Source organism: Flavonifractor sp. HCP28S3_F3, assembly GCF_052065355.1.
GTDB lineage: Bacteria > Bacillota > Clostridia > Oscillospirales > Oscillospiraceae > Flavonifractor.
In genome coordinates, this window is the sequence record NZ_JBQHUF010000001.1 from 338,337 (window position 1) to 365,169 (window position 26,833).

At 54.5% G+C, this 26,833-nt stretch carries 28 protein-coding genes; 7 read left to right on the plus strand and 21 right to left on the minus strand.

Annotated features, from left to right (window positions below):
- Positions 1 to 85 precede the first annotated feature (85 nt).
- Positions 86 to 724, plus strand: coding sequence for a hypothetical protein (locus ACTNB1_RS01695; protein ID WP_441167545.1), 639 nt, complete (start codon positions 86 to 88; stop codon positions 722 to 724).
- 358 nt (positions 725 to 1,082) lie between these two features.
- On the opposite strand, the gene ACTNB1_RS01700 is transcribed toward ACTNB1_RS01695, so the two are convergent.
- Positions 1,083 to 1,421, minus strand: coding sequence for a helix-turn-helix domain-containing protein (locus ACTNB1_RS01700; protein WP_441167546.1), 339 nt, complete (start codon positions 1,419 to 1,421; stop codon positions 1,083 to 1,085).
- Between the two features lie 146 nt (positions 1,422 to 1,567).
- Here ACTNB1_RS01700 and ACTNB1_RS01705 point away from each other — a divergent pair, with 146 nt between their 5' ends.
- Positions 1,568 to 1,756: a hypothetical protein gene (locus ACTNB1_RS01705; protein WP_441167547.1), complete on the plus strand. Its 189-nt coding sequence runs from the start codon at positions 1,568 to 1,570 to the stop codon at positions 1,754 to 1,756.
- A gap of 53 nt (positions 1,757 to 1,809) precedes the next feature.
- On the opposite strand, the gene amrS is transcribed toward ACTNB1_RS01705, so the two are convergent.
- The 5 genes from amrS to ACTNB1_RS01730 form a co-directional block, all read right to left on the minus strand.
- Positions 1,810 to 2,634 (minus strand): AmmeMemoRadiSam system radical SAM enzyme, encoded by an 825-nt coding sequence (amrS, locus tag ACTNB1_RS01710; protein WP_441167548.1) that lies wholly within the window; start codon positions 2,632 to 2,634, stop codon positions 1,810 to 1,812.
- On the minus strand, positions 2,631 to 4,019 hold the full coding sequence (gene amrA, locus ACTNB1_RS01715) for an AmmeMemoRadiSam system protein A (RefSeq protein ID WP_441167549.1): 1,389 nt from the start codon (positions 4,017 to 4,019) through the stop codon (positions 2,631 to 2,633). Before amrA ends, amrS begins: the two co-directional genes overlap by 4 nt.
- Positions 4,020 to 4,142: 123 nt before the next feature.
- Positions 4,143 to 4,808 (minus strand): hypothetical protein, encoded by a 666-nt coding sequence (locus ACTNB1_RS01720; protein WP_441167550.1) that lies wholly within the window; start codon positions 4,806 to 4,808, stop codon positions 4,143 to 4,145.
- Positions 4,809 to 4,811: 3 nt separating this feature from the next.
- A complete protein-coding gene (locus tag ACTNB1_RS01725) occupies positions 4,812 to 5,264 on the minus strand; it encodes a hypothetical protein (RefSeq protein WP_441167551.1) in 453 nt (150 codons plus the stop codon).
- 69 nt (positions 5,265 to 5,333) lie between these two features.
- Positions 5,334 to 5,891: a TetR/AcrR family transcriptional regulator gene (locus ACTNB1_RS01730; protein WP_441167552.1), complete on the minus strand. Its 558-nt coding sequence runs from the start codon at positions 5,889 to 5,891 to the stop codon at positions 5,334 to 5,336.
- Positions 5,892 to 6,044: 153 nt separating this feature from the next.
- Here ACTNB1_RS01730 and ACTNB1_RS01735 point away from each other — a divergent pair, with 153 nt between their 5' ends.
- Positions 6,045 to 6,962 carry an O-acetyl-ADP-ribose deacetylase gene (locus ACTNB1_RS01735; RefSeq protein ID WP_441167553.1) on the plus strand — a complete coding sequence of 306 codons (918 nt, stop codon included), beginning with the start codon at positions 6,045 to 6,047 and terminating at the stop codon, positions 6,960 to 6,962.
- A gap of 4 nt (positions 6,963 to 6,966) precedes the next feature.
- The gene (locus ACTNB1_RS01740) at positions 6,967 to 7,317 is read left to right on the plus strand and encodes a DUF2200 domain-containing protein (RefSeq protein ID WP_441167554.1); all 351 of its coding nucleotides are present in this window, start codon (positions 6,967 to 6,969) and stop codon (positions 7,315 to 7,317) included.
- Between the two features lie 135 nt (positions 7,318 to 7,452).
- Here the strand turns inward: ACTNB1_RS01740 and ACTNB1_RS01745 are convergent, their stop codons facing one another.
- From ACTNB1_RS01745 to ACTNB1_RS01815, 15 genes are all read right to left on the minus strand, one after another.
- Positions 7,453 to 7,902 (minus strand): helix-turn-helix transcriptional regulator, encoded by a 450-nt coding sequence (locus ACTNB1_RS01745; RefSeq protein WP_441167555.1) that lies wholly within the window; start codon positions 7,900 to 7,902, stop codon positions 7,453 to 7,455.
- Positions 7,903 to 8,031: 129 nt separating this feature from the next.
- Positions 8,032 to 8,724: a DUF5714 domain-containing protein gene (locus ACTNB1_RS01750; RefSeq protein ID WP_441167556.1), complete on the minus strand. Its 693-nt coding sequence runs from the start codon at positions 8,722 to 8,724 to the stop codon at positions 8,032 to 8,034.
- A gap of 103 nt (positions 8,725 to 8,827) precedes the next feature.
- Positions 8,828 to 10,162 carry an MATE family Na+-driven efflux transporter gene (locus ACTNB1_RS01755; protein WP_441167557.1) on the minus strand — a complete coding sequence of 445 codons (1,335 nt, stop codon included), beginning with the start codon at positions 10,160 to 10,162 and terminating at the stop codon, positions 8,828 to 8,830.
- A 19-nt stretch (positions 10,163 to 10,181) separates the two neighbouring features.
- Entirely contained in the window at positions 10,182 to 10,688 is a 507-nt protein-coding gene (locus ACTNB1_RS01760; protein WP_441167558.1) for a DUF6933 domain-containing protein, read from the minus strand.
- On the minus strand, positions 10,688 to 11,146 hold the full coding sequence (locus ACTNB1_RS01765; protein ID WP_441167559.1) for a metallophosphoesterase family protein: 459 nt from the start codon (positions 11,144 to 11,146) through the stop codon (positions 10,688 to 10,690). The genes ACTNB1_RS01760 and ACTNB1_RS01765 overlap by 1 nt, the downstream gene beginning before the upstream one ends.
- A 22-nt stretch (positions 11,147 to 11,168) precedes the next feature.
- Positions 11,169 to 11,621 carry a flavodoxin domain-containing protein gene (locus tag ACTNB1_RS01770; RefSeq protein ID WP_441167560.1) on the minus strand — a complete coding sequence of 151 codons (453 nt, stop codon included), beginning with the start codon at positions 11,619 to 11,621 and terminating at the stop codon, positions 11,169 to 11,171.
- On the minus strand, positions 11,618 to 12,334 hold the full coding sequence (locus tag ACTNB1_RS01775; protein WP_441167561.1) for an SDR family oxidoreductase: 717 nt from the start codon (positions 12,332 to 12,334) through the stop codon (positions 11,618 to 11,620). Before ACTNB1_RS01775 ends, ACTNB1_RS01770 begins: the two co-directional genes overlap by 4 nt.
- Before the next feature lie 12 nt (positions 12,335 to 12,346).
- Positions 12,347 to 12,661, minus strand: a complete 315-nt coding sequence (locus ACTNB1_RS01780) for a TIGR04076 family protein (protein ID WP_441167562.1) — start codon at positions 12,659 to 12,661, stop codon at positions 12,347 to 12,349.
- On the minus strand, positions 12,658 to 13,068 hold the full coding sequence (locus ACTNB1_RS01785; protein ID WP_441167563.1) for a peptide deformylase: 411 nt from the start codon (positions 13,066 to 13,068) through the stop codon (positions 12,658 to 12,660). The genes ACTNB1_RS01780 and ACTNB1_RS01785 overlap by 4 nt, the downstream gene beginning before the upstream one ends.
- Positions 13,065 to 13,637 (minus strand): SGNH/GDSL hydrolase family protein, encoded by a 573-nt coding sequence (locus ACTNB1_RS01790; protein ID WP_441167564.1) that lies wholly within the window; start codon positions 13,635 to 13,637, stop codon positions 13,065 to 13,067. Before ACTNB1_RS01790 ends, ACTNB1_RS01785 begins: the two co-directional genes overlap by 4 nt.
- Before the next feature lies 1 nt (position 13,638).
- A complete protein-coding gene (gene catA, locus ACTNB1_RS01795; protein ID WP_441167565.1) occupies positions 13,639 to 14,283 on the minus strand; it encodes a type A chloramphenicol O-acetyltransferase in 645 nt (214 codons plus the stop codon).
- Positions 14,280 to 15,638, minus strand: coding sequence for an NAD(P)H-dependent oxidoreductase (locus ACTNB1_RS01800; protein WP_441167566.1), 1,359 nt, complete (start codon positions 15,636 to 15,638; stop codon positions 14,280 to 14,282). Before ACTNB1_RS01800 ends, catA begins: the two co-directional genes overlap by 4 nt.
- A 50-nt stretch (positions 15,639 to 15,688) precedes the next feature.
- Entirely contained in the window at positions 15,689 to 17,260 is a 1,572-nt protein-coding gene (locus tag ACTNB1_RS01805) for a hypothetical protein (protein ID WP_441167567.1), read from the minus strand.
- The gene (locus ACTNB1_RS01810) at positions 17,253 to 17,960 is read right to left on the minus strand and encodes an ABC transporter ATP-binding protein (RefSeq protein WP_441167568.1); all 708 of its coding nucleotides are present in this window, start codon (positions 17,958 to 17,960) and stop codon (positions 17,253 to 17,255) included. The genes ACTNB1_RS01805 and ACTNB1_RS01810 overlap by 8 nt, the downstream gene beginning before the upstream one ends.
- A gap of 191 nt (positions 17,961 to 18,151) precedes the next feature.
- Positions 18,152 to 23,572 (minus strand): leucine-rich repeat protein, encoded by a 5,421-nt coding sequence (locus tag ACTNB1_RS01815; RefSeq protein WP_441167569.1) that lies wholly within the window; start codon positions 23,570 to 23,572, stop codon positions 18,152 to 18,154.
- A gap of 126 nt (positions 23,573 to 23,698) precedes the next feature.
- Between ACTNB1_RS01815 and mobL the strand changes: the two genes are divergently transcribed.
- The 3 genes from mobL to ACTNB1_RS01830 all read left to right on the plus strand — a co-directional run bounded on the left by mobL (position 23,699) and on the right by ACTNB1_RS01830 (position 26,784).
- Positions 23,699 to 25,210: a relaxase MobL gene (gene mobL, locus ACTNB1_RS01820; protein WP_441167570.1), complete on the plus strand. Its 1,512-nt coding sequence runs from the start codon at positions 23,699 to 23,701 to the stop codon at positions 25,208 to 25,210.
- Positions 25,211 to 25,279: 69 nt separating this feature from the next.
- Positions 25,280 to 25,498: a helix-turn-helix domain-containing protein gene (locus tag ACTNB1_RS01825; protein ID WP_021747520.1), complete on the plus strand. Its 219-nt coding sequence runs from the start codon at positions 25,280 to 25,282 to the stop codon at positions 25,496 to 25,498.
- A gap of 56 nt (positions 25,499 to 25,554) precedes the next feature.
- Positions 25,555 to 26,784, plus strand: a complete 1,230-nt coding sequence (locus tag ACTNB1_RS01830; RefSeq protein WP_441167571.1) for a tyrosine-type recombinase/integrase — start codon at positions 25,555 to 25,557, stop codon at positions 26,782 to 26,784.
- Positions 26,785 to 26,833 lie beyond the last annotated feature (49 nt).

Sequence of the window (26,833 nt, forward strand, 5' to 3'; positions counted from 1 at the left end):
CTTGCTCATTAAACCAGCAGTTCAATGACAGACGTGATGTTTTGGACTATGATGAGTGCAGAAAGAGTCAAGGGAGGTAAGCTGCATGAATCTGAAAGATGCGTTTCGTGTCCAGAACAAGCTCCAGTCCGTTATGTTGCAGGCGATAGACATTCTGGAGGATCAACGAAATGTCCTCAAGGTCAAAACGACGCACCTGCGCAGCAAGGTGATGAGTGACGCGCAGGATGTTGTTGTGGAGGAGAGCGCCCCCAGTGAATATGCCGGACATGCCAATGAGATCGCGAACTTCCTCATGGCCATGCTGGAGGAGCGGGAGAAGCTCAGCATGGCAATCCGTGACGCCAAGGGAAAGCTGACCTTTGATATGGACAGTGAAGTGGGTCTGAACCGCCAACGGCAGGCTCTGGCAAGGGTTTTTCGCAGTATGACCGCCCTGCGCAACAGTGAGAAAACCATTCCGGGCGGCGGCTCCGGTTATCGGTTCAACGGGGAGGGAAACCAGGTTACTTACCGCTGTGATGCCAAGCAGGTCATTACCATTGACTTTGACCGGAACAAAATCCGTGCGTTGGCGGCCTCTCTGGGCAAAAAATCCGATGCCTGCTCTATGGATATGGACAAATGCCTGGTCAATACAGAGGTGGACTATGTGACTCCCTTTGACCCCAATGACAGCTTTGATACGATCCTGACCGACTTTATTGATAAGCTTGGGGCGTAATCAGCCTGCTATGCTTTCGGGCATAGCGGGTATGGCAAAATGGAAGCACTGTGACGGCCGGTTCAGACGCAGATGAATTATGATGCTGCGTATTTTACAGAGAAGTCAAATGCTTTATGAGGAGACAGCCGCTGAATGCTCAGCGTGCTTGCTAGTTTCGCCATCTGCCTTGTGCTGTGCTCGCTGCCATTCCGTGATTTCTTTTTTCGCAAACTTGATCCTGCACGACCCCGAACATACGTCTCCATTTTTCCAGGTTCGCCTGATGATATGTTTTAGAATGAAGTCGTCCGGGGAGCCGTGTGGCCGACCTGCTGCCTGACAGAGGGCGACCATCGAAATCCCGGCGGATAAGGGTCTAAGCGGTGATAAAGTTTTGCCATACCCCCTGTACCTGAAAGAAAAGGGCCAGAATATGCTTTGAGCAGCAGGCCGAAGCCTGCTGCTCAAAACGAGTATTGATATGGGCGGAGACCAAGATCTCGTTCATGGAGACCTGAAACAGAGCGCTGAGTGCGTAAAGGTTGTCGATGTTCGGCAGGCTCTGTCCTCGCTGCCATTTATAAATTGCCTGCGGCTCCTCAAAGCCAAAGAATTGCTGAAGGTCCCGGACGGTAAAACCGCGCTCCCTGCGCAGCCGGGTTATATTTGCCCCGGTGGCAACAGGATCGATGACCGGAAACCGGATGACCGGCATAAAGACCGCCTCCATTCTTGCCGTTCAGATTGGTGGGGTGGGACCATAACTATAGCCCATTTATTGCCGGAGCGCAAGGCTTGTGAGGAAACTGTAACGCAGTTGTTATACTTTTGCCGGGACAGGGAAAGGAGGAAATCGTACATATGATGCGGATGGTTCCATTGAAGAAGCAGAGCAAGAAAAAACAGCGCGAATATCACGCTAAGCAGCGCGGCTCCTGGTATGGTCTTAACCCGGTTACCCGCACTGTGCCAAGCAGAAAAGCGTATGACAGAAATCGGATGAAGCGGGCAGACAGGGAAATGTCTGCCCGCTATCTTTTATTTGCTTGATTATTTGAACTGGCTGCCGTATTGCCTGCAAGTTCACCCATTTGCATTGGTTTTCAGCAATTTCCCGTATATACAAAGTGCAGGTTTTTCCGCGCCGTTTCGGCCAGTCGGTAGATGGTTTCCACCGGTGTGGGTGGTTGGCCGGTCATTTGATGGCGAGGGAAAAAGCGGGAGACGTGCAGGGGAATGTCCGGACTGATGGATGCGAGCCAGCTGGACAAGGCGCGCATCTCGTCTGCGTTGTCGTTCTTACCTGGCACGATCAAAGTGGTGACTTCTACATGGCAGCGGCCGGCTGCCATAGCGATGGAGCGCTTGACTGTCTCCAAATCTCCGCCCAGTGTACGGTACCATTCCTCGCGGAATCCCTTTAGGTCGATGTTTATCGCATCAAGGAAAGGCAGCAGAGCCAACCATGGCTCCTCTTCAATGGTGCCGTTGGTCACCAGGATATTGAGCATTCCGGCGTCATGAACCAGTGCGGCACAGTCTCGCACGTACTCATAGCCCACCAGGGGTTCGTTATAAGTGTAAGCTACGCCGATATTACCCTGACTGCGCAGTTGGACAGCCTCTCGCGCCAGCTCTTCCGGCGAAACATCCTGTGTGGGGTTCTCCGGCCCGGCCGCCGCGATCTCCCAATTTTGGCAGAAGGGACAGTCCAGATTGCAGCCGAAGCTGCCTACGGACAGAACCATACTGCCGGGGTGGAACCGACGCAGGGGCTTTTTCTCAACCGGATCCAGAGCCAGCGCGGTCAGCTTGCCGTAGTTCAGTGGAACGATCTGGCCGTTTTGGTTGGCCCGCGCCCGACACAGGCCGATCTGTCCTTCGTCCAGCCTGCAGTGATGGAAGCAGAGCCTGCATGGAATACTCATAAGTGCCGCACCACCCTAAAACGCTGGATTTGATAGGGGTCCTTAGCGCGAATACCGCCCTTCTGTCGTGCGATTTCCAGCTGCTGCTCCACTGTGTCTACGCCGTCCAAGTCTGGCAGCAGCAGCCCGCGTCGGTGACCATAGCTGACAATGACGCCATACTGCCTGGGATCCAACTGAGCTGGAGAGTCTACCGGTTCAGGTGGGCTCAATACATCCACACTGTATTCCAGTTTATCCAGTTCGCTGATTCGTACAGGTGAAAACCGTGGGTCCCGGGAGCAGGCGGACACAGCATTCTGAATGATCTCCCGGGCTACATTGGGCTGAGTGGGGGTGAAGGTGCCGATGCAGCCTCTCAGGTTTCCATTCATGTGCAGGGAGACAAACGTGCCTGCGGTCTGGCTGGTCAGCTCCTGGGGTAAGTCAGCGGGCAGCCGATCCAGCCGGTGGCCGGTACGCACATAGGTTTCCAGCGACAGGCGGGCCAGTTGTACCCAGGGGTCTTCCTTGGAAAGGCGCTCCTCCAGCCTGGTCCGCTGAGCGGCCTCACAGCCATTGAAGTAACATCTGCTCGCATCCTTGCCCGTCACCGGGAAGAGAGCCACTGCATAACCTACGCCAAAGGTGCCCTCATAGCTCAGCAGCTGGGGATTTACCGCCAGACTATCCAAAGCCCCCGCCATCATCTGGAAGGAACGTAAACCGCATTCGGCGGCGCGCTGGCAGAGAGATGGATCCATGGTGAGAAACTGCATAAAATCCCCGGATGACATGGCCTGAGTGACAGCCTTGTCAAATGTCGGCCCTTCCGGCGCAAAGCCGTAGGGACCGTCTGCTTTCAGCTTGTGGGAGAGATCACCGCTGGCAACAAATACAGCCCGGCGCCCCAGTCTTTCGACGGCTTTTGCCACACACTGTCCCAGCCGGTAGTGGTCCTGAGGCGAAAAGCCGGACAGCCCCATCCGGACGATAGGACAAGTGATCCCCGCTTTACGCAGAAAGTAGAGGGGGATCAAAATACCGTGGTCCAGAGCCGGGTCACGCTGCCCCAGAGTGCCGGCTTCCAGATCTGCGGCTTGGGCCAGACGTATGATTTCTTCCCGCAGCGGAGCGTCATATTCTGCTTCCAGGCGGACCTGGGGTGCTCCAAAAGCAGACATATCGCCCGTCGCACCGCTGCCAGGGGCAATATGGAAATAGTCTCCATACAAAATGGTGTGGGGTGAAGCTACAACAAGTACATCTGGCTTCCATTTGGCCACCTGCTCGGCTGCGGTGCACATGGCCTGACCTATGACCCGGATTTCCTGCTCCCGGCCTCTGCCCACTTCAGGCAGCAGTACGGGCGGGTGAGGGGTTATGACAGCACCTAGTATCGGCATACAGATCACTCCTTGCTATCAGTATAGCATAAGAGAGACAGCTTTCCAAAGGGCTTTAACTAGGAGAGGGTGGATTGGCTGGCAAAGCCATGCCCATGGGCAATCGCTAAAGTTATTTGTTCCTTATTTGCATTCCTGCTTCATGGCAAAATACCCAATGAGTATGGTCCAGACATAGGCGCAGGTCTTAGGAATCATGAGCATTCCGATCATGGGAATGGTGTCTGCCCACAGCACAACCGGGATATAAAATCCAAAGCTCAGCACAATGGTCAGCCACATCCAGCGAAACGCCTGATCTCCGTGTTTTTTAGCACTCCGATAGAACAGTACGATCACAAGCAGGCCCAGCAGGGCAAAGGGGATGTTGCGCCAGATGCCCCAGGAGAGGGGCGCGTCGGCACTGAGCCACTGATTCTGGGGCATCATGCACAGCAGGATGCGCAGACCGGCCAACACATACACCGCTGCAGTCAGGCCAACTTGGCCCTTGATGCGGTACCGCTGCCGCCATACATAGTAGAGCAGCACATAGAAAATCGTCATGGTGACAGAGGTGATCCACTTTCCCAGCCCCAGAGGGACGGTGTAGTTTTCAAGGCCTGTGGTACACAGGGCGACCGCCCGGGGAACTAAGTGGAATGCGTCACCTGCGCCCAGAACTACCCCCATAATACCGAACAACCGTAACTGACGATCTCCCTTGCAGCCCCGGATCATCAGAATGCCGATCGTAATGACTGAGGTCAGATAGACGGCGTCAAACAGAGTTTCCATGATTGCCTGCATTGTTTACGCTCCTTTTTGTGTAATGTCTTTTTGAGAGGTGGCTGCGGCAAGGAATGCCTTGGTATAGTTGCGCCCAAACAGCAGACCGGCCAGCAAAAGGGCTGCGCCCAAGCCGGTATAGAAAACGGCGATGAACCGTTCCGGTGCAAGGCCGCTTACCCGCAGTCCAATTCCACCTGTCATCATCACTGCCATGATAGCGAAAGCTTTTCCGTCAAAGAACTTCAAAAAGAAGTGCCGTTCCTCCAGATAGGCAGTAATTCTGGTGGTGTGCTTTTTTACCAGCTTGCCAAAGATAAAACGCTGAAATACGGCAAAAACCAGCAGAGACAGCAGGCAATTCAGTACTGAGAGATAGGCCGGATAGGCCATTAAGCCGATGCGAAGGATGTTGAAGCCTGCCGCGCTCCACACCAGGCAGGCCAGGAGCAACAGGGTGTTCCGCTTTACTTTCATCATATGTCTCCTTTAAGTGAACGATGTTCAGTTTCCGGGGTATAAAATTCCCACAGTTCTGTGGGAATTTTAATAGAGGGTCCTGCGGACGATCTCCAGTACTGCGGTAGGGTCAAAATCCTGCCGCAGCAGTGCGGACAGCATCAGGGAGAACAGAAGGTCCGCAAATTTTTCCGCCGTAAATTGTTCAGTGAAGGCATTCGGCCGGATTTTGGTATCCCGCTGTAAAACGGAATGCAGTCCATTTAACATGTGCTTCCAGGTCTGCTGCATCCGCCGTTTCCCATCCGATTTATCCTCTCCCATGAAGCCCAGGGAATGGAGGGTAAAAAATCCGGGATACTGCTTACAACCATATTCCATCCGTTGGTACAGCCAGGTAATACAAGATTGGGTGTCCTGGAACACAGTGTCATCCTCCGGCTGATGGAAGATCTCACGCCAGACGCTTTCCACTGCGGCACCAATCAGATCGGCCTTGGAATCAAAATAGTTGTAGATGGAACCTACCGACACACCACAGGCTGCCGCCACTGAGCGGATATTGATTGCAGATCCGCCTTTTTGGCGAATCAGTTCTCGGCTGGTCTTCAGGATATCTTCTTTTGATGTGACAATGGTATTCATTCGATCACCTCAATATGAACATTGTTCATTATAGAGCTGTGCGCTTATTTGTCAAGTACTTCTTGCTTCCGCACACTCTTTGCTGGGAGGGGCCTTCCTTGCAAGAAGGGGATATTCATGGTATGATGAGGCAACAAGTGAGGAGGTGCCGCTATGTCCCTGTATATTGTGCAAAATGATATTACTACGATGAAAATGGACGCCATTGTCAACGCCGCCAATGAGAGTTTATTGGGCGGCGGGGGCGTGGACGGCGCTATCCATCAGGCTGCCGGGCCGGACCTGCTGAAGGAGTGCCGCACGCTGGGCGGCTGTAAAACAGGACAGGCCAAGATCACCAAAGGTTATCGACTGCCCGCTAAGTTCGTGATTCATACCGTAGGTCCTATCTGGCGGGGCGGGGCCAACGGCGAGCGGGAACTGCTGGTCTCCGCCTACCGCTCCTCACTGGAGCTGGCTCTGGCTAATCAGTGTGCGACAGTGGCGTTCCCGCTTATTTCTGCTGGAGTGTATGGCTACCCCAAGGACCGGGCGATCAAGGTGGCAGTGGACACGATTGCAGATTTTCTGCTTTCCCATGATACGGATATGAATGTCTATCTGGTCATCTTTGATCGAAAAACATACACCATTGGCGGAACGCTGTTTGATGATATCGCCGCCTTCATTGATGAACGTTATGGATCGGAGCATCCCCACAGCGGGGAGGAGCAGCAGGCTTTGAGTCAGCTGGACGAGACCTTTTCCCAAATGCTGCTGCGGAAGATGGACGAGTGTGGCATTTCCGACGCTCAATGCTATAAAAAGGCTAACATTGACAGCAGTCTTTTCTGTGCGATTCAGTCAGATATCCACTATAAACCCTCCAAGCCTGTTGCCATGGCCTTCGCCGTCGCATTGGAGCTGCCTCTGGAGGAGGCCCGTGAGATGCTGGGGAAAGCTGGTTTTGTATTCTCTCATGCCAGCAAATTCGATATCATTGCGGAGTATTTCATCTCCCATCAGAACTACAATATCTTTGAGATCAATGAAGCTCTGTTCGCCTTTGACCAGAGCCAATTAGGAGGCTGATACTGTGCCCCGTGCCGATGTCACGCAGATGCATTTTGCCAAGCTATACCCTCTGCTGGTGAACAAGGCCGAGAAAAAAGGCCGCCGCAGGGAAGAGGTAGACCGGGTGACCACATGGCTCACCGGATACACAGCGGAAGATATCGCTCGATTGGAACAGTCTGATGTCAGCTACGGAGATTTCTTCCGCAATGCCCCTGCTATGAATCCTAACCGGACGCTTATCACCGGAACTGTATGTGGTGTTCGGGTGGAAACGATCGAGGATCCCCTGATGCGGGAGATCCGGTATCTGGACAAGCTGGTGGACGAGCTGGCCAAGGGAAAAGCGATGGAGCAGATTTTGAGAACGTAATTGCGGCTGTCAAACGGCCAATAAAATGCCAAATCCCCCTACCCTGTAACTGGTAAGCACAGGGTAGGGGGATTTGATTATAAAGCAGGTGGGGGTACGCTGACAGCAAGAAAGGCCTTGCCGCTGATAGAAAACTTACATCTGCCCCTTCCAAACCCGGGCTAGGATATCCTTGAGCACCAGTATAGCATCGGTGTTGTTGTAACCGTAGTCTACCCGAAGTTGGGTGAGCATCTCCCGCAGGGCTGGGGCATAGTCATCGATGCGTACCGTTTGATGATAGGTGGCCAGCACCGGATACTTTTTGCTCCAAACCTTGCTCCAGTCGATCCGGGCCTGGGCCTCATCGCTGACGCTCTCGATCATCTGCTGGGCCTGCTGTTCGTCAAAATCGTATTCGATCAGCTCGTCCAGTGTCATGTGGTAGAGCATAGCCAACCCCTTGGACTGACGGATGTCAGGCAGGGTCTCATTGGTCTCCCATTTGGAGATGGTCTGGCGGCTGACCCCCAGCTTTTCGGCTACGGCCTCCTGAGTCAGCCCGCTCTTTTTTCGTGCGTGATATAAACTGCTGCCCAAACTCATTGCGGTATCCTCCTGATCTGCGTTTCTGTGTTTGAGTATACCGCGTACGTCCCCAAAAATCTACCAAGGGAAGCGGTCACTTTCGCCCGGTTTCCTGACATTCTCCCTGCTATCACGCATAGGTGAAGGTTATCTGTATGCCGAGAACGGGCACCGTTTGCCGATACACTGGTTGTTCCGACTGCTGTATGAGCAGACAGGCGTGGTATGCTCCATCTGCACCCCAAGGTGTTCCAGGACAAAGTCTACAGCGGCCAGAATAGCTAGAAAGGAGTCCCGCTTGCAGCACCGGGGGCCACCAGCTTTGCCGATGCTTTCCAGGGCCCGGGCGGTCATCTGGTTGCTCAGTCCCCAGGGCTCCCGGGCAAGGGGTGTGGATTGAGTGACGATGGCCAGGAATTGTCCCGTACTGATCCCTGCTCCGCAGGCGCCCCAAAAGCCGCAGGCTCCCCCGGGGACAGCCTTGCCCCGGCTATACATTTCCCGAAGGGCATTCTCCAGATCCAGCTGACCCCCGGCATTTTTGTAGGCGGTGAGCAGAGCAGCTCCTACCATCACATGGTGTTCGGGGCCGTGCATGTGGCAGAACGGCAGCTCCATCATCCGCCGAAGGATCGCAATAGGGTCGGTGGTAGTCTCGGAGAGACACAGCCCAAAGATGCTGTCCATACCCTGTGTGTGGCAGTCACTGCACACATAATGTCCGTTTACGCAGCGGGTCTTGCTGGCTTCTTTTTTATGGCAGACAGCACATTCCATGATCTCGTCCCGGACCAGGTATTCCAGTGGTGCTTTGCAGATCAGACATTCTTCTGTATTCAAGGTTCTGTCTCCTCTCATTTTATCAATTTGACTCAAGCGGAAGATGGCGAACAAGATTGAAAGGAGTTCCGGCATGTATGGAGACTTCCTTTGATCGGACATATCAGGCTGTCCGATCAGCTTGGCATATCTCCAGTCGGCGTCCCTCTTTTTTCAGCAAATATAGATAAGCTGCCAGGGATACAATCCCGTCGAAAGCGATGCCGAGGCCAAACAGCAGCGCGATTCCAGTCAGAGAGGGAAGCCAAATTCCGGTCCGGTAGAGTATAAACGCCCCGCCATAATACAGCGCATTGGTCACAATAGATTCAAACAGCATGTAATTGGTCTTACCCAGAGCGTAGAAGGCCGCATCAAATATGTTCTGAAAGGCGTATATCATATAAAAGCTCAGCAGAAGCATCACCAGGCGGAATAAAGCGTCCACATCTGCGTAGCCCAGAACGTATTTCATAAATGGTTTCCACGCAGGAATGGTACAGACCCAGAGGATACAAATCACACCTGTGAGCAAGAAATATCCGTGTGAGCGTACTCGGAGTGACGACGGATCTGCGGAAACCTCCTGCTTGATCACTTCTGCAAGCTGTGTGACCGGCAGCAGAAGCCAACCCCATATAAAGTTGTTTGCCACCCAATAGAGGCCCTGCTCCTGGACTACATTCACCATCCGCACGATCATCAGCATGTAGGCGATATTTCGTACAAAAGATTCCAGACCGGAGATGCCTCCGACTTTGAAAAACTCCTTCATCCAGCCGAAGGACAATTTTGACCGGGAGAATACCTGGACGCCCTCCCTGGAGAGCAGGAAAAGGGATACCATAAACAGCAGTCCGTTAACAATGAGGTTGGAATACCCGATTCCATTGACTCCCAGTCGGAGAGAGAAGGGAAACGTTGAGATCAGCAGAGAATCCAGGAATATACTTAAAATCAGCCGAAATAGGGTCAGAATATAAAGAAATTTTACTTGTCCCAAGGTTACCAACGCTACCAGCGTAAAGGAACAGAGCATACCAAAGCTATTGGCGAAACTCTCCAAACAGATGTAGGATGCTGAGGCCTCTGCCATGCCGGGCTCTACTGCCATCCAGCGCAGCAGCGGTCGTACCATGCCGCATAGCAGCAGAGAGATCACCGCATAAATACAGGCAGTTACAAGCAATCCGCTTCTGACCCGATTAGAAAATGTATGCAGATCCTTTTTTGCCTGACCCATGAAGTAAAAAAGAGGGAGTAGTACGGCCTCCTGAATGATTTCATAGACCAGATTTACCCATCCGAGCTGTCCTGCAATGGAGTAGGACCACGGATCAGGTAGCTGACCCAAAAAATGGATGCGAACGGCAGTGTAAACTGCGGGGCAGAGTCCCATGACCAGAAGGGAGGCGTAAAGACGATAGTTGATTACGCCCAAAGAGCTCTGCAGCTTCATCTCAGCAACACATCCTTTTTTAGCCACAGCCCAATGTGTCATACATCCGTTTCAGACCTGTCCCAAGTCCCTCAGAGCCCACGCACCGGCTGGGACGAGTGTTTACGGCATGGTCCAATAGGGGCTGCGCCTGGCTGGTGCGATCCAGACACAGGTCCAGTGCCAGTACATCCTCCCAGGCACGGTTGAGGAAGGCCACCTCCCGGCGGCCATGGGTACGGGTGATCTCAGCAGCACCTGACTGACTTAAATATTCCGCAGCTTGATTTGGGGCAAACCCGGCGGAGATGAGACTCTCGAGAAGCCCATCTCTGAACAGCCCCGGTATGTCCGCCCACTGGAGGGGCGACACATCGTAGCGAACAAAGGTATACCGGCTGTGGCAGTGGACGGCCAGCAGGCACTTACATCCTCCCAGGTCGATAACATGCAGGTCCCAACACAGCCGCCTGTCCGGCTCTGTGCCGTAGGGCGGCGTCTTTACCTTCAGGAATCTCTGGAGGGGAAAGGTCAGGCCCAGTTCCATCACTTTGCTTCGTGGGGGATGGTGACTTTTTCCACCCGGAGCGTTCCGTCTGTCGCTTCCGCTACCATCATAGTGATCTCCTGATGAAACCGACGGGGGCCACAGGAACCGGGATTGAGCCAGAGAATACCGTCCTTTTCCTCCTGAACGTACTTGTGGGAGTGGCCGAATACCACTACATTCACGCCGTCGAGCTTTGCGGGAAGCTCTTTCTTGTTGTGTACCATAAAAAAGGTCACGCCGCCCAGGGTGACTGTGAGGTCGTGGGGGATGGTCTCCGCCCACTCCTTGTCGTTGTTGCCGCGGACAATATAAAGCGGGGCAAATTGCCGCAGCACATCCACAATGCTCTGCTTGTTGATATCTCCGCCATGGAGAATGGCATCGGCGGATTTCAGCTGTTCCACAACCTCCGGCCGCAGCAGGCCGTGGGTATCTGAGAGAATAGCGAGTTTCATATGATTGCCTCCCATTTGTAGCTCAACCCAAGCGGTCTTGTATCTGACGGAAAAAGCAGCGAGCGTGCTCCAGCTCCCGTGCATTCGGGTGTCCCTTGGCGATTCCACCTACCAATTTGAAAGGACCGAAGGTGTCGTAGCCTTTGCAGCTGAATTCTCCCAGCACCGGGCAATTTTTCTCCTTGGCGACCTCCGCCGCGACCTTCGCGCCGTTGCCTTTGGCTCCGCCATAGGTGTAGACGAAGAATACAGGCTTCCCCTGAGGCAGATACTGCCGGGCAAACGCCACCACAGACTTTTGAAAGTCAAAACCATAAATACCGGAGGCAAGGCCGATGCAGTCGTATCCATTCAGTCGGACTGCCTGGCGAGTAGTCACATCGATGAGGTCTACCTCACCCTCCTGGGCCATGGCCTCCAGGACCTTCAAAGTGTTCCCGTGGTGGCGGGAGTAGTAGCAAATAGCAGTTTTCATGAAGATGCTCCTCTATCCAACTTCCAGCCGAAGTCGTTGTGGTAGATCATCTGGCGTGTCATGCCGCCGTCAATGCAGATGTTTTCCCCGGTGATGAAGCCTGCCTTGTCTGAACAGAGATAGAGCACCATATTGGCAATGTCCAGCGGATTGCCTACCCGACCGGCGGGCTGCTGACAGGCGTCTGGTCCGTCATAGCTGGTATAGTCGGTATCGATCCAACCGGGGGAGATGGAGTTCACCCGCACCTTGCCGCCGAGACTCACCGCCAGAGCGTGGGTCAGGGCGGAAATGCCGCCCTTGGCCGCCGTATAGCTTTCGGTCTGGGGCTGGCTCATCCGGTCACGGGAAGAGGAGATATTTACGATGGCCGCTCCAGGTGCAAAGTAGGGTGTGAACAGCTTGGTCAGATAGAAGGGTGCGGTGACGCCCACCCGCAGGGCGTAGTTGAACTCTTCGTAGGTACATGTGTCGATCCCCTTCATCAACGGCAGGGCATTGTTGACCAGAAAGTCCACATGGCCGTGGTCGGCGATGACCTTACGGGCGAAGTCCTCCAAAACAGACTGCTGGGCCAGATCACCCATATAGTAGTCGTTTGGAAGCAGATCAATGATGCATACCTTGGCTCCCGCATGGTGAAATTCCTCTGCAATGGCCTTGCCGATGCCCTTTGCGCCGCCGGTGACCACCGCAACTTTGTTTTCAAACATGGTGTGCCCTCCTCAATCCGCGTCTTCGTCCAGAGCCTCCACCAGAAAGCTCACCGGACGAAAACCGTCGTTGCATGAGAGCATGGCGGATCTGGGGTTCTTCATCCAGCCATCGTAAAAGTTTGTTCCTCCGTGGCTCAGCGCCAGCACAAAAGGGGAGAGAGTGTCCCAGGCGCTCTGACAAAAGCCCTGGGGCTTCTCCCAGCCGTTGGCGATGAAGACCTGGCCCACCGACATATCGCAGGCGTGGGAGATGGGGTTTTCGTATTGAGCCATCAGGTCCTCATATTGGGTGATACGCATGACGGTGATCTTACACTTTTTCATATAAGGATCCCCTCGCAATGATCGATCTCGTGCTGGATGATTTGGGCCGTCCAGCCGGTAAAGGTCTTCAGTCGTTCCTGGAACTTTTCATTTTGCCAGCGTACTTTTATAGAGTTCCAGCGCTTGGCCGGGCGAATGCCGGTAAGGGAAAGGCAGCCTTCCTCCGCGTCATAAGGTCCGGATTTTTTGATGATTTCCGGATTAAACATGACCATATAGGTCCCTTCGTTGTCAAAGGCGATAATGCGTTTATTTACGCCGATCATATTGGCCGCCATACCTACACAGCCATCCTTGTGGTGCTCCAGCGTTTCCAGAAGATCGGCGGCGGTCTGGAGATCATCCGGGGTGGCAGGCTCTGCTTTCTGGGCCAGAAACGCTTCGTCTTTACAGATGTCTTGGATCATAACTGGTCCTCCTCGTGTTGTTGAATGACCCTGGCGATGGTTTCCGCCGCGATGCGGGAACCGGATTCATTGGGGTGAACGCCGTCAGAGGCATAAAGGTCTTGCGTATCAGACAACTCGTAAAACCGTTGCCCCACATCGGCGACGAGGGCTTGGTTTTCCCGAGCGGCCCTGTGGTACGCCTCATACATTTCTCGAGCCATTTCATCATAGTCCCAACCCTTGGACGCCAGCTTGGCTCCGCCCTTCTGGTAGGCCCATGTGGCATAGAGAATAGGAGTGGCCCCATTTTTTCGGATTTGACGGCAAAGCTGCTCCACGCTGGAAAAGAAGCTTTTGGGGGAGGAAATAGGCCCATGGCTCATTTCCTGAAGTACCACATAATCCCAGCGTTCATATTCAAGGGCTGCCTGAGTCTGCGCGCCTAGTTTGGTTTTGGGGTTCAGATGCTCAGATAGCCGTGCTCCGCCCCGGGTGTGGGGGACCACTTCCGCGCCGGTCAGCTGGGCCAGTGTCTGGGGCATGTTGTTTGTAAAGGTGAAGCTGTTGCCCAGTATGAGAATCCGCATGTCAATGCTCCTCGGTAATTTTAGATCCATCCAGCCGTGCCTGCAGGCTATTGACAAAACGACACAGGTGGAAGCCGTCACATACCGCATGGTGAACCTGGATTGCCAGGGGCAGCAGGGTTTTGCCGCTCTCTTCATAGTACTTGCCCATGGTAAAGATGGGCAGCAGGAACGTGTAGCCCTTTTGCAGGTTCAGATTAAATCCCTCAAAGCTGGCCCATGGGAGCATGGATACGGGAAAGGTATTTTCCGGCGTAACAGGTTTGGATGCTATGCCTGGATTCCCACCGTACTCAGCCATGTCCAGCCGATACGCTTCACAGAAGACTTCATAGTCGGGGGTGTACTCAGTCCAGAGGTTAGAAAATGTCTCGCTGTCCTTGTGGAAAATAGTATAGCAGGGGTGCACACGGTCGTAGAACCCCAGATCTCCCGTCTCGTCGATGGCCATGCGGAATTCCTCCCGACAGTTGACCTCTGAAGCGATGTGGTACAGCATGGTTGGATACAGCTTCTGCCCTTGCCGGAGAAGCCTGGTGATGTCCAGCTTAAATACTGCGCTGTAGGTGCAGGGCACCTGAGAAAAGTAGTGGTCAAAATACTCCTTGCGGGCCCAGTGCTCACGATCGATATGGGTAAAGCTCATTTTGCGCCTTCCTCCTTTGCGCGCTCCACGACCTTTTGATAGGGACCGATGATATACTGATTCATCTGTCCTTTCATTTTCTGCTGTACCGATGGGATGGCCAGCATAGCGCCAACCAGCTTCATCTGCAAAATGCGTTTTTTCTGCTTCTGAGGGAAATCGTAGATGCCATGCGCTTTATAAAATTTGTGGTCGGCCTTCATCATGCCCTGCATGACATAGATAAGGTCACGGAAGATCTTCATACCGCCTACACCGTAGAAATTAGCCGGCCGGGAGAGCTTTTTCTCCAGAGCAAACGCCAGAGAATCGGCCAGAGCTTGAATGTCTGCCGCTGTATTTCCCTCGTCGGTGGCTACGCCGCACAGATAGTTGCCGCCCACCTCGCTGCGGCCCTCCACGATCATACGCAGATTACTCTCATACTGGTAGTCACCGCTGATGAGATAGGCAATGGGTGTTCCGTGGGTGACGGTGCGGTGACCATTGCAAAACTGCCGGTCGTCATAGCACTTGAAGCTGGAGTGGGTGTAGTGGTCCGAGATGGTAAAGGCATAGACAAAGGCGTCGGCGGTCTGAATGGTGCTGCGCAAAAATTCGTCAAATCCGTCTTTGTGGACGCACTTACCGGTAATTGCGCAGCCAAAGCAGCCAAGACAGCCGCCGGAGAAGGGAAAGTCCCGCAGATTGACTACCCGGCTTTCAAAAGGCAAAGCGGAACGGAAATCAGCGATCATATTTTGCAGATTTTCATCTTCGGGAGCGCAATTGGTGACGATGACTACATCCTTGTCCTTGCGTTTGGAAGGGGAGGAGAGTACCGGCTGATAAACGGTTTTCACTCGCTGAGGCGCTCTGGCGGGCGGTGTGACGAGAAGCTCATGTTCACAGGAGAACAGCAGCTGATCGAAAAAGTTCCGGGCGTCCCGCTGACCCTGCTGGGTGAGCAGGTCGTCCATGTCGGCAGACAGACCACGCACCACCTTCATTCCCAAGTCAAAGCAATTCTCCTCCACGTATCGATGGGCGGTCACATCGTAAAAATGCTTGGAGGTGGTAATTTGAGAGGCAAATTTTCCAGAGAGGTCCACGCCATCGGCTTTGATCAGTTCAATGAGCCGGTGAAGCTGATAGGGGGCAATAAAGGTATAGACCGGATAGCAGAACAATAGCAGATCCGCCAGCTCCAGCTCCGCTCGCAGGGGAGCAAAATCCCTCTCATAGCTTTTGAGGCGCTGGCCCACCGGAAGAATGGTAAAAGTATGTTCGGGGTGCAGGGCCTGCAAATATAAGGCTGTATGGACTGTGGTGGAGTTTTTGCCCTTAGGACTGGCGTTCAAAACAAGAATCTTCATGGAGGCTCCTCCCATTGGTGGCGCAGCTGCGGATCCATCTGCTGCTGCTTTTATGTACGCAGCCGGAAGGTTTTGGGTGCGAATTTATAGACCAGGATGCAGGCGACGATGGAGTACAGCACGCAAAAGATGATGCACGCCACGCCAAATATCAAGATCGGCAGTCGGAGATTCATCATCGCATAGCATGCCACATAAGTCAAGATCATCACGATGCGGTAAGTTCCGCACTTCATCTCCGTTCCCGCTGTATAGGGCTGCAGCAGATAATAGACGGTCAAATAGTGGATGGAGAAGAACATGCTCATGGTCAGGATGGAAACCAGCAGCACCACATAGTTGAGGGGATTGTCCGTTCCGCCGGAGAGGCAGAGGATCAAACAGAGGCCCACGCCAATGACCAGGGCTGGTACGGCGTTGATTTTCATGATCTCCCGCAGGCGGATCTGGAACAGCTTGAGTACGAAACCGGGCTGCTTATAGAAAGAGTAGGTCAGCAAGCTGTGGTCGCAGTTCATAAACAGCGCTTTGGTGAAGCCGGTGCCTCGATTGATTATGTACATGATGAATGTGAAATATGGGAGCCAGGTCATTACCATATGATTGATGTCTGCTTTTGTTCCTGGCTGCAGGACCATGAGCAATATAATGCCGCAGCAGAGAATTGCGCAGACACCGGCGATCCGGGTGGTGGATTTCCATAAAATTTTTTTGTGCCGCTTGATGAATAGCTCGTTTAGATACTCAAATCCATTTTTGCGGCTGGTAATGGTGGTGTCCGCGGAGATAGTCTTTTCACTGGCAGTTTTGACTGCATTTTTGACGGTGTCCATCTGGGAGAGCATTTGGGAGAGCAGCTCCTGATTTATCTCCCGGTAATACCGAAAGGTCAGGACCCGCCGGAGACAGAGAAGACCTGCCGGGATCCATATCAGCCACAAAACAGCGGAAACCTTCAGCGGCAGCACAAACCCCAGCGCCGGGGAAAGATAGGCCAGCACCAGCAATATACCTGTCAGCAGCCAGGCAAATTTTTGCAGCTTATTCTCATTGCGCACATAGCCGCTTTTTTCGTAATCCCGCAGGGAATAGGCGGCTACGGCCAGCTTGGCTCCTGCCACACAGAAAGGAATCAGCAGGCAGAGCCAGAGCGGAACGCCGCGATCCAGTCCAAACAGAATGGTACAGGGGAGGAAGCCTATCACGGTCTTGCATAAAGCATAGCCATAGTTGACCAGCGTATAAGACCGGGCGTTCATCCGCATGAGGATCATAGCATAGTACTTATCCCGGGTAGGGTCAAAAAGACTGGTGTTCATATACGAGCCGATCAGCGTCAGGAACAGCAGGATATGTAGGAAAAGCAGCTGGGAGGGCGGGGCCTGATAGAGAAGCCCCAGGCCGCAGACCATAGTCAGGAAGTAGATGAACTTAAAAAGGAAGATGGATATGAGTTCCCACAGCACCGACAGGACATTGGCAAAAATCTTGAGTCCCCTGACCTGATACAGGGTGGCAGGGAGGAGGCGACCCAGCAATGGGATCTGCTTCAGGGAGTACAAAATGCCGTTAACCCGGTAAGTGTTCCTCAGGGAAAAAGAAATGCGCAGTGTTTTAAGCATAGCTTTCCTCTTTCAGCGCCGCAATGATTTTTTCCTTGAATTCCTGATTGTCCAGATTGGACTTTTCCACGGCCTCCAGCTCTCCATGACTGAGCAGCACAATTTCGTCGCAGAGATCCAGGGCCAGATCCATAATATGGGTGGAAAAGATGGTAATCCTGCCATCTTTCAGGGAGCGAAGCAGCTGCTTCATTTCCTCAGCTACCACCACATCCAGAGAGGTCAGAGGCTCGTCCAACAGCAGAACTTTCGGCTGGGCAATGATGTTGATGAGCATCTGCATTTTGTTCTTCATGCCGTGGGAGTAGTCCTTGAGCAGCTTATCCCGATCTTCGGGCGCAATACTCATCATGTCAAAGTATTCGTCCAGAGACTTGGGCGTTTGGATGGAAGACCCATTGATGTCCAAAAAGAATTTTAAAAACTCTCGACCCGTCAGAAATTCTGGTACGGTGGGGGTGGAGAGAACGTACCCGATGTCCTCTGCTGCCACTTCTCGGTGCACGCCGTCCTCTTCCAGAAAGAAGGTACCGCCGTCAGCTCTGAGATCGCGGTTCAGACAGTTAAAAAGCGTTGTCTTACCGGCGCCGTTTCGTCCCAGCAGACCGTAGATCTTTCCCTCCTGGAAGGTAAAATCAATGTCTTTCAAGACCTCTTTCTGCTCAAAGTGCTTTGAAAGGTGCTCAATGATAAATTTCATTGGTTTCTCCTTGTTATCATACATTTTGGCAAATAAAGGACAAATCTTATCCCATGGAAGTAACCTTGTCGACATTATACGGTTTTACGAAAAGAAAGGCAATTCCCTCCGGCAGAATTTCCGTATACGATGAGATCGCCCTCTGTGTCAGACTCGGTCTGGCGCAGAGGGCGATCCTGGGATAAGCGAAATTAGGATTCTGAAACCTGCCACTTTTGGCAGAGCGGAGCCAGCGTCAAAGGATCCAACAGATAGACGACTGTTTTTGCTGTGCTGGCGTCGGCGGCGTATTGGAGCGTAAGGTCCAGCGTTTCGTCAGGCTTCAGCTCCTTCGCTACAGCCCGGCTGGCAAGCATCTGCCCATCGGAACTGTATACGGCAAGAATCATATGGACATCGGCCGTTTCGCCGGACCGGTTGGTCAGGACAGCGGTCTGGGTGCCGGCGGTGTCACTGCTGATCGTTACCGGCAGTTCCTCCTGCGTATAGGAAAGCTTTTCTGTGGCGCGGTACTCCACTGCACCGCATACTGCGCACAGCCTATGCTGAAGTCCGCCAGCCGTATGGGTGGCTTCGGTCTCCGTTTCCCATGGGCCAAATTGATGATCCGAGCAGAGGTCTTCCACAGTCAGCAGCTCTACCTCCATAATGTCGCCGCACACCGGACAGCAGCGTACAGCAAAGCCGTCATAGGCCTCTGTGGGCTGGACCACCACTTCTCGTTCCCCTGGAGTACAGGTGTGGGGGGCGACTACGCCGAGCTGGTAGGTATAGGTGTTTCCCTCGCTGTCCTCAATGTGCAGGATACCGCCTGCCTGGCTGGTGGGCGTCACTGAGATCAAGCCGTCTCCGGTGAAGGTGAGCACGCCATTCTCCATTACTGCGGTATCGTTATCACAGGATAGGATAAAGTCTGCGGCTGTATCTTCAGCGGAGAGCAGCCCCAGGGAGGAATCCGCCCGCTCCAGCCATACCCGGAAGCTCGTGTTGCCGGAGGCTGAGGTGGCTTTCAGCTGGGTGATTTGATCTTCAACTGTCTGGAGGTATTGGATCGCTTCGTCTTTGTGGAAGGGATCGTCCAGACCGGGGACCAGCTGAAGGATACCGGGCACGGTGTCCTCATACATGGAGCCAAAGCCATACTGAATGTAAGCCATCAGCGTCCTGCTCAAATCCGTCACGCCGAAATACTGGACGTGTCCCGGCGTGGTGGAATAGGACCAGGGAATACTGGTCGTGTTATCCTCGTCCTCCGTCATGAACACACCTGCGAGAACAAAGCGGATAGGAATTGCGGAGATCAGCGTGCGGATGGAGTCAAAGATATCAAACTTACGGCTCTCTCCGCCGCCGGAGGCCAGCTGATTGCCCAGAGCGTCCACCTGCTTGACCAGCTTGGACAGGTCCTCATAGGCGGTTTCTTTCAGCCACTTTCCGGGATCCTGTGACATGGCGTCCAGGGAGGCGGTAACTCCCGAGTTGCCCATTTTCAGCAGGGCGTCTAAAGTCTTGTCTCCGGTGGAGGAGTAGGAGGTGTACAAGGTGGAGAGCTTTTTGTGCAGCTGAGAGAAGAGCTCCAGCTTTTTAGCGTCCTCATTCTGCAGATTGAAGTCAAAGCCATCCAGGGCTTTGATGGCGCCGGTGACTGTTTTCTGCAGCGTCTGCGCGGCATTGATGCCGGCCTTCACCGCCTTGAAGGCATTGAGCATCTGTTCCGCGCCGTCCACCATCCCGATCAGCTTCTCCAACTGCTGCTCGGCCAGTTCCGACTCAAAGAAGATGTTCACTGTCATCTCCATGATAAGCTTGTCGCCTGGTCGGAATTCCCGTATGGTTCGGGAGGAATACCACTGGGAGGTATCGATCTTTTCCTTGGTGGTACCGTCGGCGTAATAATAAATCATGCCCTGCTCGATCTGGACCTTGTGGCTGAGGTTATACAGGGTGATGTTGGAGACGTTCTCCAGGGTAATGGTGATGGGATAGTCGTCATTGTAGTAGGTGGAGCTGGGGAACTCAAAGTGAAGGTGGAGCGCGTTGCCCGCCCATACCTGCAACTGATTCTGGCAGATGAAGGTCTGGTCGATCTCCTCCTCAAAGGGCATGATCTTACCCTGGAGGCGGGCATTGACTGAATAGCTCCCCGCGGTGTCGCCCCGCACATACCAGTGGACGGAGTGACTCTCACCGCCGGCCAGGTCGGGGAGGGACTGAGTCAGTGTCTGGGGTGAGCCCACCATCGCTGCCAGGGACAGACCTTCCGGCAGTTCCAGCGTGGCACTCAGGTTTTCCAGCGTGTCGGTCATAGAGTTGTTGACCACCAGCATCTCCACGTCAAACATCTCTTTCAGCCAGCGGACCTCGCCCCGGATGATGAGGTAGAAATACTCGCTGACCGGGTAGATGGTGAGGCTCTCTCCGTCGTTCGAGGAGCCGGAGGGCAGGAAAAAGTGACCTTTGCCCTCTCCGTCGTCGATCCAGACCACGGAGGAACTCCCGCTTCCGCCTCCGCCTCCACCGCCAGAGCTGCCGCCGCTGCCGCCGCCGCTTCCGCTGCCGGTACCGAAGCCGCCGAACAGGTAGCCAAATTCGCCCATGTAGTAGGTTAGGCTCAGCCAGTCGATTTCAGGCTCAAAAACCAATTTGAGCTCGTATTTATATACATGCTGATTGCCAACCGCGTCTACATCGATTCCTGCTTCCAGGATCTCGTCATAGGACATGCGATGGGAGGTCACGGTTGCGTCGTAGACCGGCTGGCTGCTCATGCCTACCGCAGGCAGCTCGTTGAGTCCGCTGGTGACTGTGATACGGAAGCTGCGGGGCTGACAACCGGCGGCGGTGACGCAGATGGCCTGCTGGCCCTGAGGCAGCAGCAGCTGAGCCTTGCCGCTTTCGTCAGTGACCGCCGATACCTCGGTGCCATCCTCCAGCGTGGCCAGGATCTGAGCGCCGGAAAGCGGCTCCAGGCTCTGAGCATTGACCACAGTGAAACGGACAGTGCCCATATCCTCCGAGGCCTCCAGCTTGGGGATGACTTGGGTTTCTACTGCACCATCTATGGAACACTCCCGGTGCATGCTGCCCTCTTCCCAATAGGTGGCCTCCCGATCTACGATCCACGGTCCGTAGGAATGGCCTGACGGTTCGGTATACTGATCCCGGTAGGTGTCACCGCAGCGGGTGCAGGTATGGAGTGTATAGCCCTGCTGGGTACAGGTGGGAGGAACCGTTTCTTCCTCGTAGGAATGGCCCAGTGGCTCCAGCACCTCGACGTACTGATAGCCGCACAGGGTACAGGTATAGCGGGCTGATCCGCCTCTGGTGCAGGTAGCGGCAGTCTCCACAGTTTCCTCGAAGCTGTGCTCGTGCTGGTCCAGCAGAAGGTAATTCCAGCCAGCCGCTTCCGCCGCATAGTGGGCAGCCGTACCAGAGTAGCAGTACAGAGTGACTTTGGGACAATTCTGGAAGCTGTTGGAGCCGCAGGCAGAGACGGACTTGGGGATGTTTACAGTCGTCAGATTGCCGCACCCTGAGAAGGCATAGTCGGAGATCGTCTTTAGTCCATCGTTGCACACAAGCGTCACAAGACCGGTACAGTTCTGGAAGGCATTGTTTCCGATGACCTCCAAGGTATCGTTGAAGGTGATTTGCCGCAGGCCCGAGCAGCCGGAGAAAGCATTTCTTCCGATGCTCTGCAGGTTTTCAGGCAGCTCCAACGTGTCCAGGTCAGTACAGTTCTGGAAGGCATAATCAGGGATCTGTGTCAGCGCGGCCGACCACTGGATCTCTGATAGCTGAGCGCAGCCATTAAAGGCATAGGTGCCCATCTTGGTCAGTGTGTCAGGCAAAGAGACACTAACCAAGCTGGAGCAGTTCTGGAAGGCGTAGTCCGGGATTTGGGTGACGCCTTCCGGAATGGTAACTGAGGTGAGGGAAGTGCAGCCTTGGAAGGGGCTGGTATAGCTGTAGCCGCTGTAGGGAAGCGTTTTACTCCAGCCGGTTGGATAGTTAAGCTGGGACAGTCCCGTGCAGTTATAGAAAGCCTGTCCTGCCAGAGAGGTGAGAGAAGTGGGGAAGGAGAGGCTGGTCAGCGAGGTACACCACTTGAAGGCATTAGCTTCGATGGTGGAGAGGCCCTCTCCCAAGGTTAGCTCTTGAAGTCCGGAGCAGTCGGAGAAAACGGAACTGCTCAGAGTGCCCAAAGAACCGGGTACTGCGACTGATTTCAGTCCAGTGCAGTTGGTGAAGGCGTAGCTCTCCAGAGTGGCCAACCCCTCCGGAAGTGTGAGCTCGGTCAGACCGGAGCAGCCTCGGAAGGCGTAACTATCGATGGACTTTAGCCCGGTGGGCAGAGTCAACTCAGCCAGACCAGAACAGCCGTCGAACGTGTATTCTCCGATGGTGGTGAGGGAGTCAGGCAGAGAAACGGTTACCAAACTCGAACAATTTTGGAAAGCATAGTCCGGAATTTGGGTAACTCCCTCCGGAATGGTAACTGAGGTGAGGGCGGTGCAGCCCTGGAAGGGGCTGGTATAGCTATAGTTACCATAAGGGAGCGTTTTGCTCCAGCTGGTGGGATACTCCACCTGAGACAGTCCGGTGCAGTTGTAGAAGGCCCGGCCCGCCAGGGAGGTAAGGCTACTTGGAAGAGATACGCTGATCAGGCTGGTGCAGTCCTCAAAAGCATAGGCGCCGATAGAGAGTAGGCCTTCAGCCAAGGTCAGCTCGGACAGGCTGGTGCACCCTGAAAAAGCATAGCTGCCAATCTCGGTGACAGAAGGCGGCAGAATTACGCCCTTTAGACCGGTATTGTCCTCGAAAGCCCTGCTCCCAATGCTCTGGACAGTGTACTGGCCAATGGTCATAGGCAGGATCACCTTGTCTGCAGTGCCGCTGTAGCCGGTGATTTGACAGTTCGAGCCGTTGAGGACCTTCCAGGTCAGCTCCGATTCATCAGCCACCACGAAGCCGGAAAGGGGAGACGCGGTGACGGTGGAGAGCACTTCGGCTTCAGTTCCGGCCTCAATCCTGACCACGGAGGTGCTGAGGGCATATTCCGTGCTGTAATAGCTGATCTGGATCCTGTGCTCCTTGGGCACGCCAATGGACCAGCTTCCGTCCGATCCGGTCTGTACAGTCTCCAGCGTGCAGCTGTCAGTGAGGTCATAGGCGGTAACCAGGACCCCGCTCACACCTGCCCCCTCTGCATCCAGCACCGTGCCGGAGAGAGCACGGCTGCCTTGGAGAATGGGCGCATGGGAGACCGGAATATCGTGTTGTTCTGCGTACTCCTGAGCATAGCTGTAGCCGCTGTAGGGGAGCGTTTTGCTCCAGCCGGTGGGATAGTTAAGCTGGGACAGTCCAGTGCAGTTATAGAAAGATTGTCCTGCCAGAGAGGTGAGGGAGGCTGGGAAGGAGAGACTGGTCAGAGAGGTGCATCCTTTAAAGGCGTTGGCTCCAATGGCAGAGAGACCCTCCCCTAAGGTCAGTTCCTGAAGTCCGGAGCAGTCGGAGAAAACAGAATTGTTCAGAGTGCCCAAAGAACCAGGTACAGAGACAGAGCGGAGGCCGGAACAGCCGGAGAAGGCGTAACTTTCCAGCGTAGTCAACCCTTCCGGAAGTGTGAGCTCATTCAGACTGGAGCAGTCCCGGAAAGCATATGGCTGACCTGGCATTGGAACAGCAGAAGGCAAAGCAGCGCATGGATGCGCTGGAGAGAAAGGAAGGTGCAAACTATGTTGATGAGAATTCTTAACAGCCTGATCGAGCATACGCCTGTGCTCGCCGCCCGGCGCACAGTAAAAACAAAGTGGTACATCATCAATCGATACAATGAAAGTCATAATGATACCATGGATGAAAGTGCAGTGATGCTGTTTCTCTGTGATGAACAACGCGGCAATCTCACTGAGGAGCAGCGGACCTTTGCGAAAGAGAAGAAGGCAGAAGTACACAGCAGCTTTTCTCTTAGCGTATTTGAACTCATTCTGTACCAGGAGTCTGAAAGCCGGGACGAACTGGTGCGGGAGACCCGGAAAGCCATGCTGGACTTGTCCCGGCAGATGAGTGAGTCGGTCTGCGGAGATTCTGAGACGGAGCGGATGATGCAAAATCTTTCCCAGCAACTTGGCGAAGTGAAGGGTAAGAAGTCTTATGGGTATCTCCCGAAACCATTGAAGCAGCAGGTGGATGAGATCGTAAACCGGATGGAGCGCCTGCCTGTTGTGGACAGGTGCTATCAGAAGTGGTGGGAGCTGCAGTGCAAAGTGAATGACTTTTACTCTGAGAAGGATCGGCAGCGCCCGCCGCTCTCGGAACAGAAAGAGTTCCGCGCGATTAAGAACGCGGTGATTCAGGAGGCTGAGCACATCAGGCAAAACCAAATCACCTATGAGGATAAAAAGATGGAGGACAGGGGCGGATGGCTGAGCCAGGCGGGGATCTCCCTGACCTGCCTGGAGCTGTGGGAGACGGCAAACAGCAAGGAATTCCCTCTTGTGGAGAGAGACGGGGCGGCCGCGGAACTGGAGGAGCTGGCAGAACTGGGGGATGTCCACGCCCAGTTTCTCACCGGCGCACTCTATCGGGACGGCGGGCTGCTGATCCCGGATGCAGAGAAGGCCAGACACTGGTTGGAGCAGGCGGCGGAGCGTGAACTGCCTCAGGCTCAATATGCGATTGGAAAACTGCTTCTCTCTGACGACCCCGATGTACACGATCCCAGCGATGGCATCCGATGGCTGAACGCGGCCGCGCAAAACGGCAACGACTACGCCGCCTACGCCCTGGGCAAGGAGTATCTCAGTGGTGAGCATGTACACAAAGACGTGGACAGGGCGGCGGAGTATCTCCGGCAGGCGGCAGAGGCGCAGAACCCCTGGGCGCAGTATCTGCTGGGCAAGCTGTACCTGATGGGGGAGGGAGCGGAACAGAACCAGGAGGTTGCCTATGGCTGGCTCCAGGCTGCGGCGATACAGGGCCACCCCTACGCGCAGTTCGTTGTGGACCAGATGGAGCAGCAGGAGCGGCAGGAGCAGCACCCATCGCTCGGCGTACTGCTCTCCGTCACACAGCTTCTCCACCACATGGGCAACATCTTCCGGGACAATGTGCCGGAGGATTCCACCAGCACCGGGCTGCACATTGACCACAAGCGGCTTCAGGCGCTCCAGGAAAAGCGGATCGCCCTGGGCCATAAGCCGGATGACCATGTAGAGGAGCAAACCATGGGCGGCATGACCATGTAAGCGGCGCAGGAAATGGGCCGCAAAACAAAGAATAAAATCCCTTCCGCGAGAAGGGTAGAAAGGAATCCAATGAAACGCTCCAAGTACAGCTCGTTCAACGAACTGCCCCTGATGCTTACCGTCCAGGATGTGGCCGATGTGCTGGGTATCGGGCTGGCCCACGCCTACGAGGTGGCCCACCGGCAGGATTTCCCCACCATCACTCTAGGCAGCCGCATCATCGTCCCCCGTGACAAGTTCATGGCGTGGATCGATGAGCAGGCGGCCAAAAAGACGGAAATATTTTAGTGGCTATTTCAAAGATTCTGTGGTATTTGTTTGTATTGCCGAAGGAGGGATAATCAATGGCAAAGAAACGAGCAAACGGCGAGGGCAGCATCCGCAGAAAGCCCAACGGCCGCTGGGAGGGCAGATACACCCTGGGGATTGACCCCGCCACCGGCCGGGCCATTCAGAAAAGCGTATCCGCCAAGACACGGGCCGAGTGCAAGGAGAAGCTGGACCGGGCCATCCGGGACAACCGGGGCATACCGGTGAACCACAACGAGGATTACACCGTGGCAGAGTGGTGCCGGCTGTGGTTTGAAACCTACAGCAAGCCGGTGATCCGGCCCAACACCGCAAAGACCTATGAGAACATGATCGAAAACCACATCGTACCGGCCATCGGAGGAGTGAAACTCAAACGGCTCACCGCCATCCAGATTCAGAAGATGTACAACGACTCCAAGACCCGCGGGCGGGTGCAGCGGTTCGAGAAAAAGACCGACACGGCCCTGTCCGGAAGCACGGTGCGGCGCATTCACATGGTGCTCTCCTCGGCGCTGAAGCAGGCGGTCAAGGAGCGGATCATTCCCTACAACCCCTGCGACAACTGCCGCATCCCGCCCAAGGAGAAAAAGGAGATGGCCATCATCCCGCCGGAGAAGCTGGGGGTATATCTCAGCGAGGCGGAGAAGTACGGCGTGCTGCCCATGTTCTTCCTGGAACTGTCCAGCGGCCTGCGGCGTGGGGAACTGCTGGCCCTCCGGTGGGACGACCTGAATGTGAAGGACCGCATTCTCTCGGTGAGCAAGCAGGTCACCCGCATTGACGGGGAGTTGGTGGTGACGGAGCCGAAAACCAAGAACTCCGTCCGCAGGGTGGCGCTGTCCCAGCAGGCGGTAGATATGCTGGTGAAGGAGCATGAACAGCATCCGGACAACCCCATCCTGTTCCCATCGCCCCGCACCGGCGGCTACTGGAGCCCGGACGCGGTGTCCAGGATCAACCGGAAACTGCTGGCGGAGGCCGGCATCGAGGAGCGTGTTCGCTTCCACGATCTGCGCCATACTTTCGCTACTATGGCCCTCTCCAGCGGCGTGGATGTAAAGACCCTGTCCAGCATGCTGGGCCACTACAGCGCCGGGTTTACCCTGGACACCTATACGCACATCACCAACGATATGCAGAGAGGTGCGGCGGAGAAAATCGGTGACTTCATGGAGACGGCCACAGCCAAGCTGGAACCCGAGCCTCCCGATCCGCCGGAGGAGAGCCGGTGCAAGGTGATACCGTTCGAAAGAGTTGGGTAAAAAACAAGCATAGCTCCAAGGGAGAATATTACCATTCCTTGACGCTATG

Bases quoted from the DNA above. Each gene is read 5' to 3' on its own strand.
- ACTNB1_RS01695 (WP_441167545.1), top strand. From the start codon at position 86: ATGAATCTGAAAGATGCGTTTCGTGTCCAGAACAAGCTCCAGTCCGTT.
- ACTNB1_RS01700 (WP_441167546.1), bottom strand. From the start codon at position 1,421: ATGCCGGTCATCCGGTTTCCGGTCATCGATCCTGTTGCCACCGGGGCA.
- ACTNB1_RS01705 (WP_441167547.1), top strand. From the start codon at position 1,568: ATGATGCGGATGGTTCCATTGAAGAAGCAGAGCAAGAAAAAACAGCGC.
- amrS (WP_441167548.1), bottom strand. From the start codon at position 2,634: ATGAGTATTCCATGCAGGCTCTGCTTCCATCACTGCAGGCTGGACGAA.
- amrA (WP_441167549.1), bottom strand. From the start codon at position 4,019: ATGCCGATACTAGGTGCTGTCATAACCCCTCACCCGCCCGTACTGCTG.
- ACTNB1_RS01720 (WP_441167550.1), bottom strand. From the start codon at position 4,808: ATGCAGGCAATCATGGAAACTCTGTTTGACGCCGTCTATCTGACCTCA.
- ACTNB1_RS01725 (WP_441167551.1), bottom strand. From the start codon at position 5,264: ATGAAAGTAAAGCGGAACACCCTGTTGCTCCTGGCCTGCCTGGTGTGG.
- ACTNB1_RS01730 (WP_441167552.1), bottom strand. From the start codon at position 5,891: ATGAATACCATTGTCACATCAAAAGAAGATATCCTGAAGACCAGCCGA.
- ACTNB1_RS01735 (WP_441167553.1), top strand. From the start codon at position 6,045: ATGTCCCTGTATATTGTGCAAAATGATATTACTACGATGAAAATGGAC.
- ACTNB1_RS01745 (WP_441167555.1), bottom strand. From the start codon at position 7,902: ATGAGTTTGGGCAGCAGTTTATATCACGCACGAAAAAAGAGCGGGCTG.
- ACTNB1_RS01755 (WP_441167557.1), bottom strand. From the start codon at position 10,162: ATGAAGCTGCAGAGCTCTTTGGGCGTAATCAACTATCGTCTTTACGCC.
- ACTNB1_RS01760 (WP_441167558.1), bottom strand. From the start codon at position 10,688: ATGGAACTGGGCCTGACCTTTCCCCTCCAGAGATTCCTGAAGGTAAAG.
- ACTNB1_RS01765 (WP_441167559.1), bottom strand. From the start codon at position 11,146: ATGAAACTCGCTATTCTCTCAGATACCCACGGCCTGCTGCGGCCGGAG.
- ACTNB1_RS01770 (WP_441167560.1), bottom strand. From the start codon at position 11,621: ATGAAAACTGCTATTTGCTACTACTCCCGCCACCACGGGAACACTTTG.
- ACTNB1_RS01775 (WP_441167561.1), bottom strand. From the start codon at position 12,334: ATGTTTGAAAACAAAGTTGCGGTGGTCACCGGCGGCGCAAAGGGCATC.
- ACTNB1_RS01780 (WP_441167562.1), bottom strand. From the start codon at position 12,661: ATGAAAAAGTGTAAGATCACCGTCATGCGTATCACCCAATATGAGGAC.
- ACTNB1_RS01785 (WP_441167563.1), bottom strand. From the start codon at position 13,068: ATGATCCAAGACATCTGTAAAGACGAAGCGTTTCTGGCCCAGAAAGCA.
- ACTNB1_RS01790 (WP_441167564.1), bottom strand. From the start codon at position 13,637: ATGCGGATTCTCATACTGGGCAACAGCTTCACCTTTACAAACAACATG.
- catA (WP_441167565.1), bottom strand. From the start codon at position 14,283: ATGAGCTTTACCCATATCGATCGTGAGCACTGGGCCCGCAAGGAGTAT.
- ACTNB1_RS01800 (WP_441167566.1), bottom strand. From the start codon at position 15,638: ATGAAGATTCTTGTTTTGAACGCCAGTCCTAAGGGCAAAAACTCCACC.
- ACTNB1_RS01805 (WP_441167567.1), bottom strand. From the start codon at position 17,260: ATGCTTAAAACACTGCGCATTTCTTTTTCCCTGAGGAACACTTACCGG.
- ACTNB1_RS01810 (WP_441167568.1), bottom strand. From the start codon at position 17,960: ATGAAATTTATCATTGAGCACCTTTCAAAGCACTTTGAGCAGAAAGAG.
- mobL (WP_441167570.1), top strand. From the start codon at position 23,699: ATGTTGATGAGAATTCTTAACAGCCTGATCGAGCATACGCCTGTGCTC.
- ACTNB1_RS01825 (WP_021747520.1), top strand. From the start codon at position 25,280: ATGAAACGCTCCAAGTACAGCTCGTTCAACGAACTGCCCCTGATGCTT.
- ACTNB1_RS01830 (WP_441167571.1), top strand. From the start codon at position 25,555: ATGGCAAAGAAACGAGCAAACGGCGAGGGCAGCATCCGCAGAAAGCCC.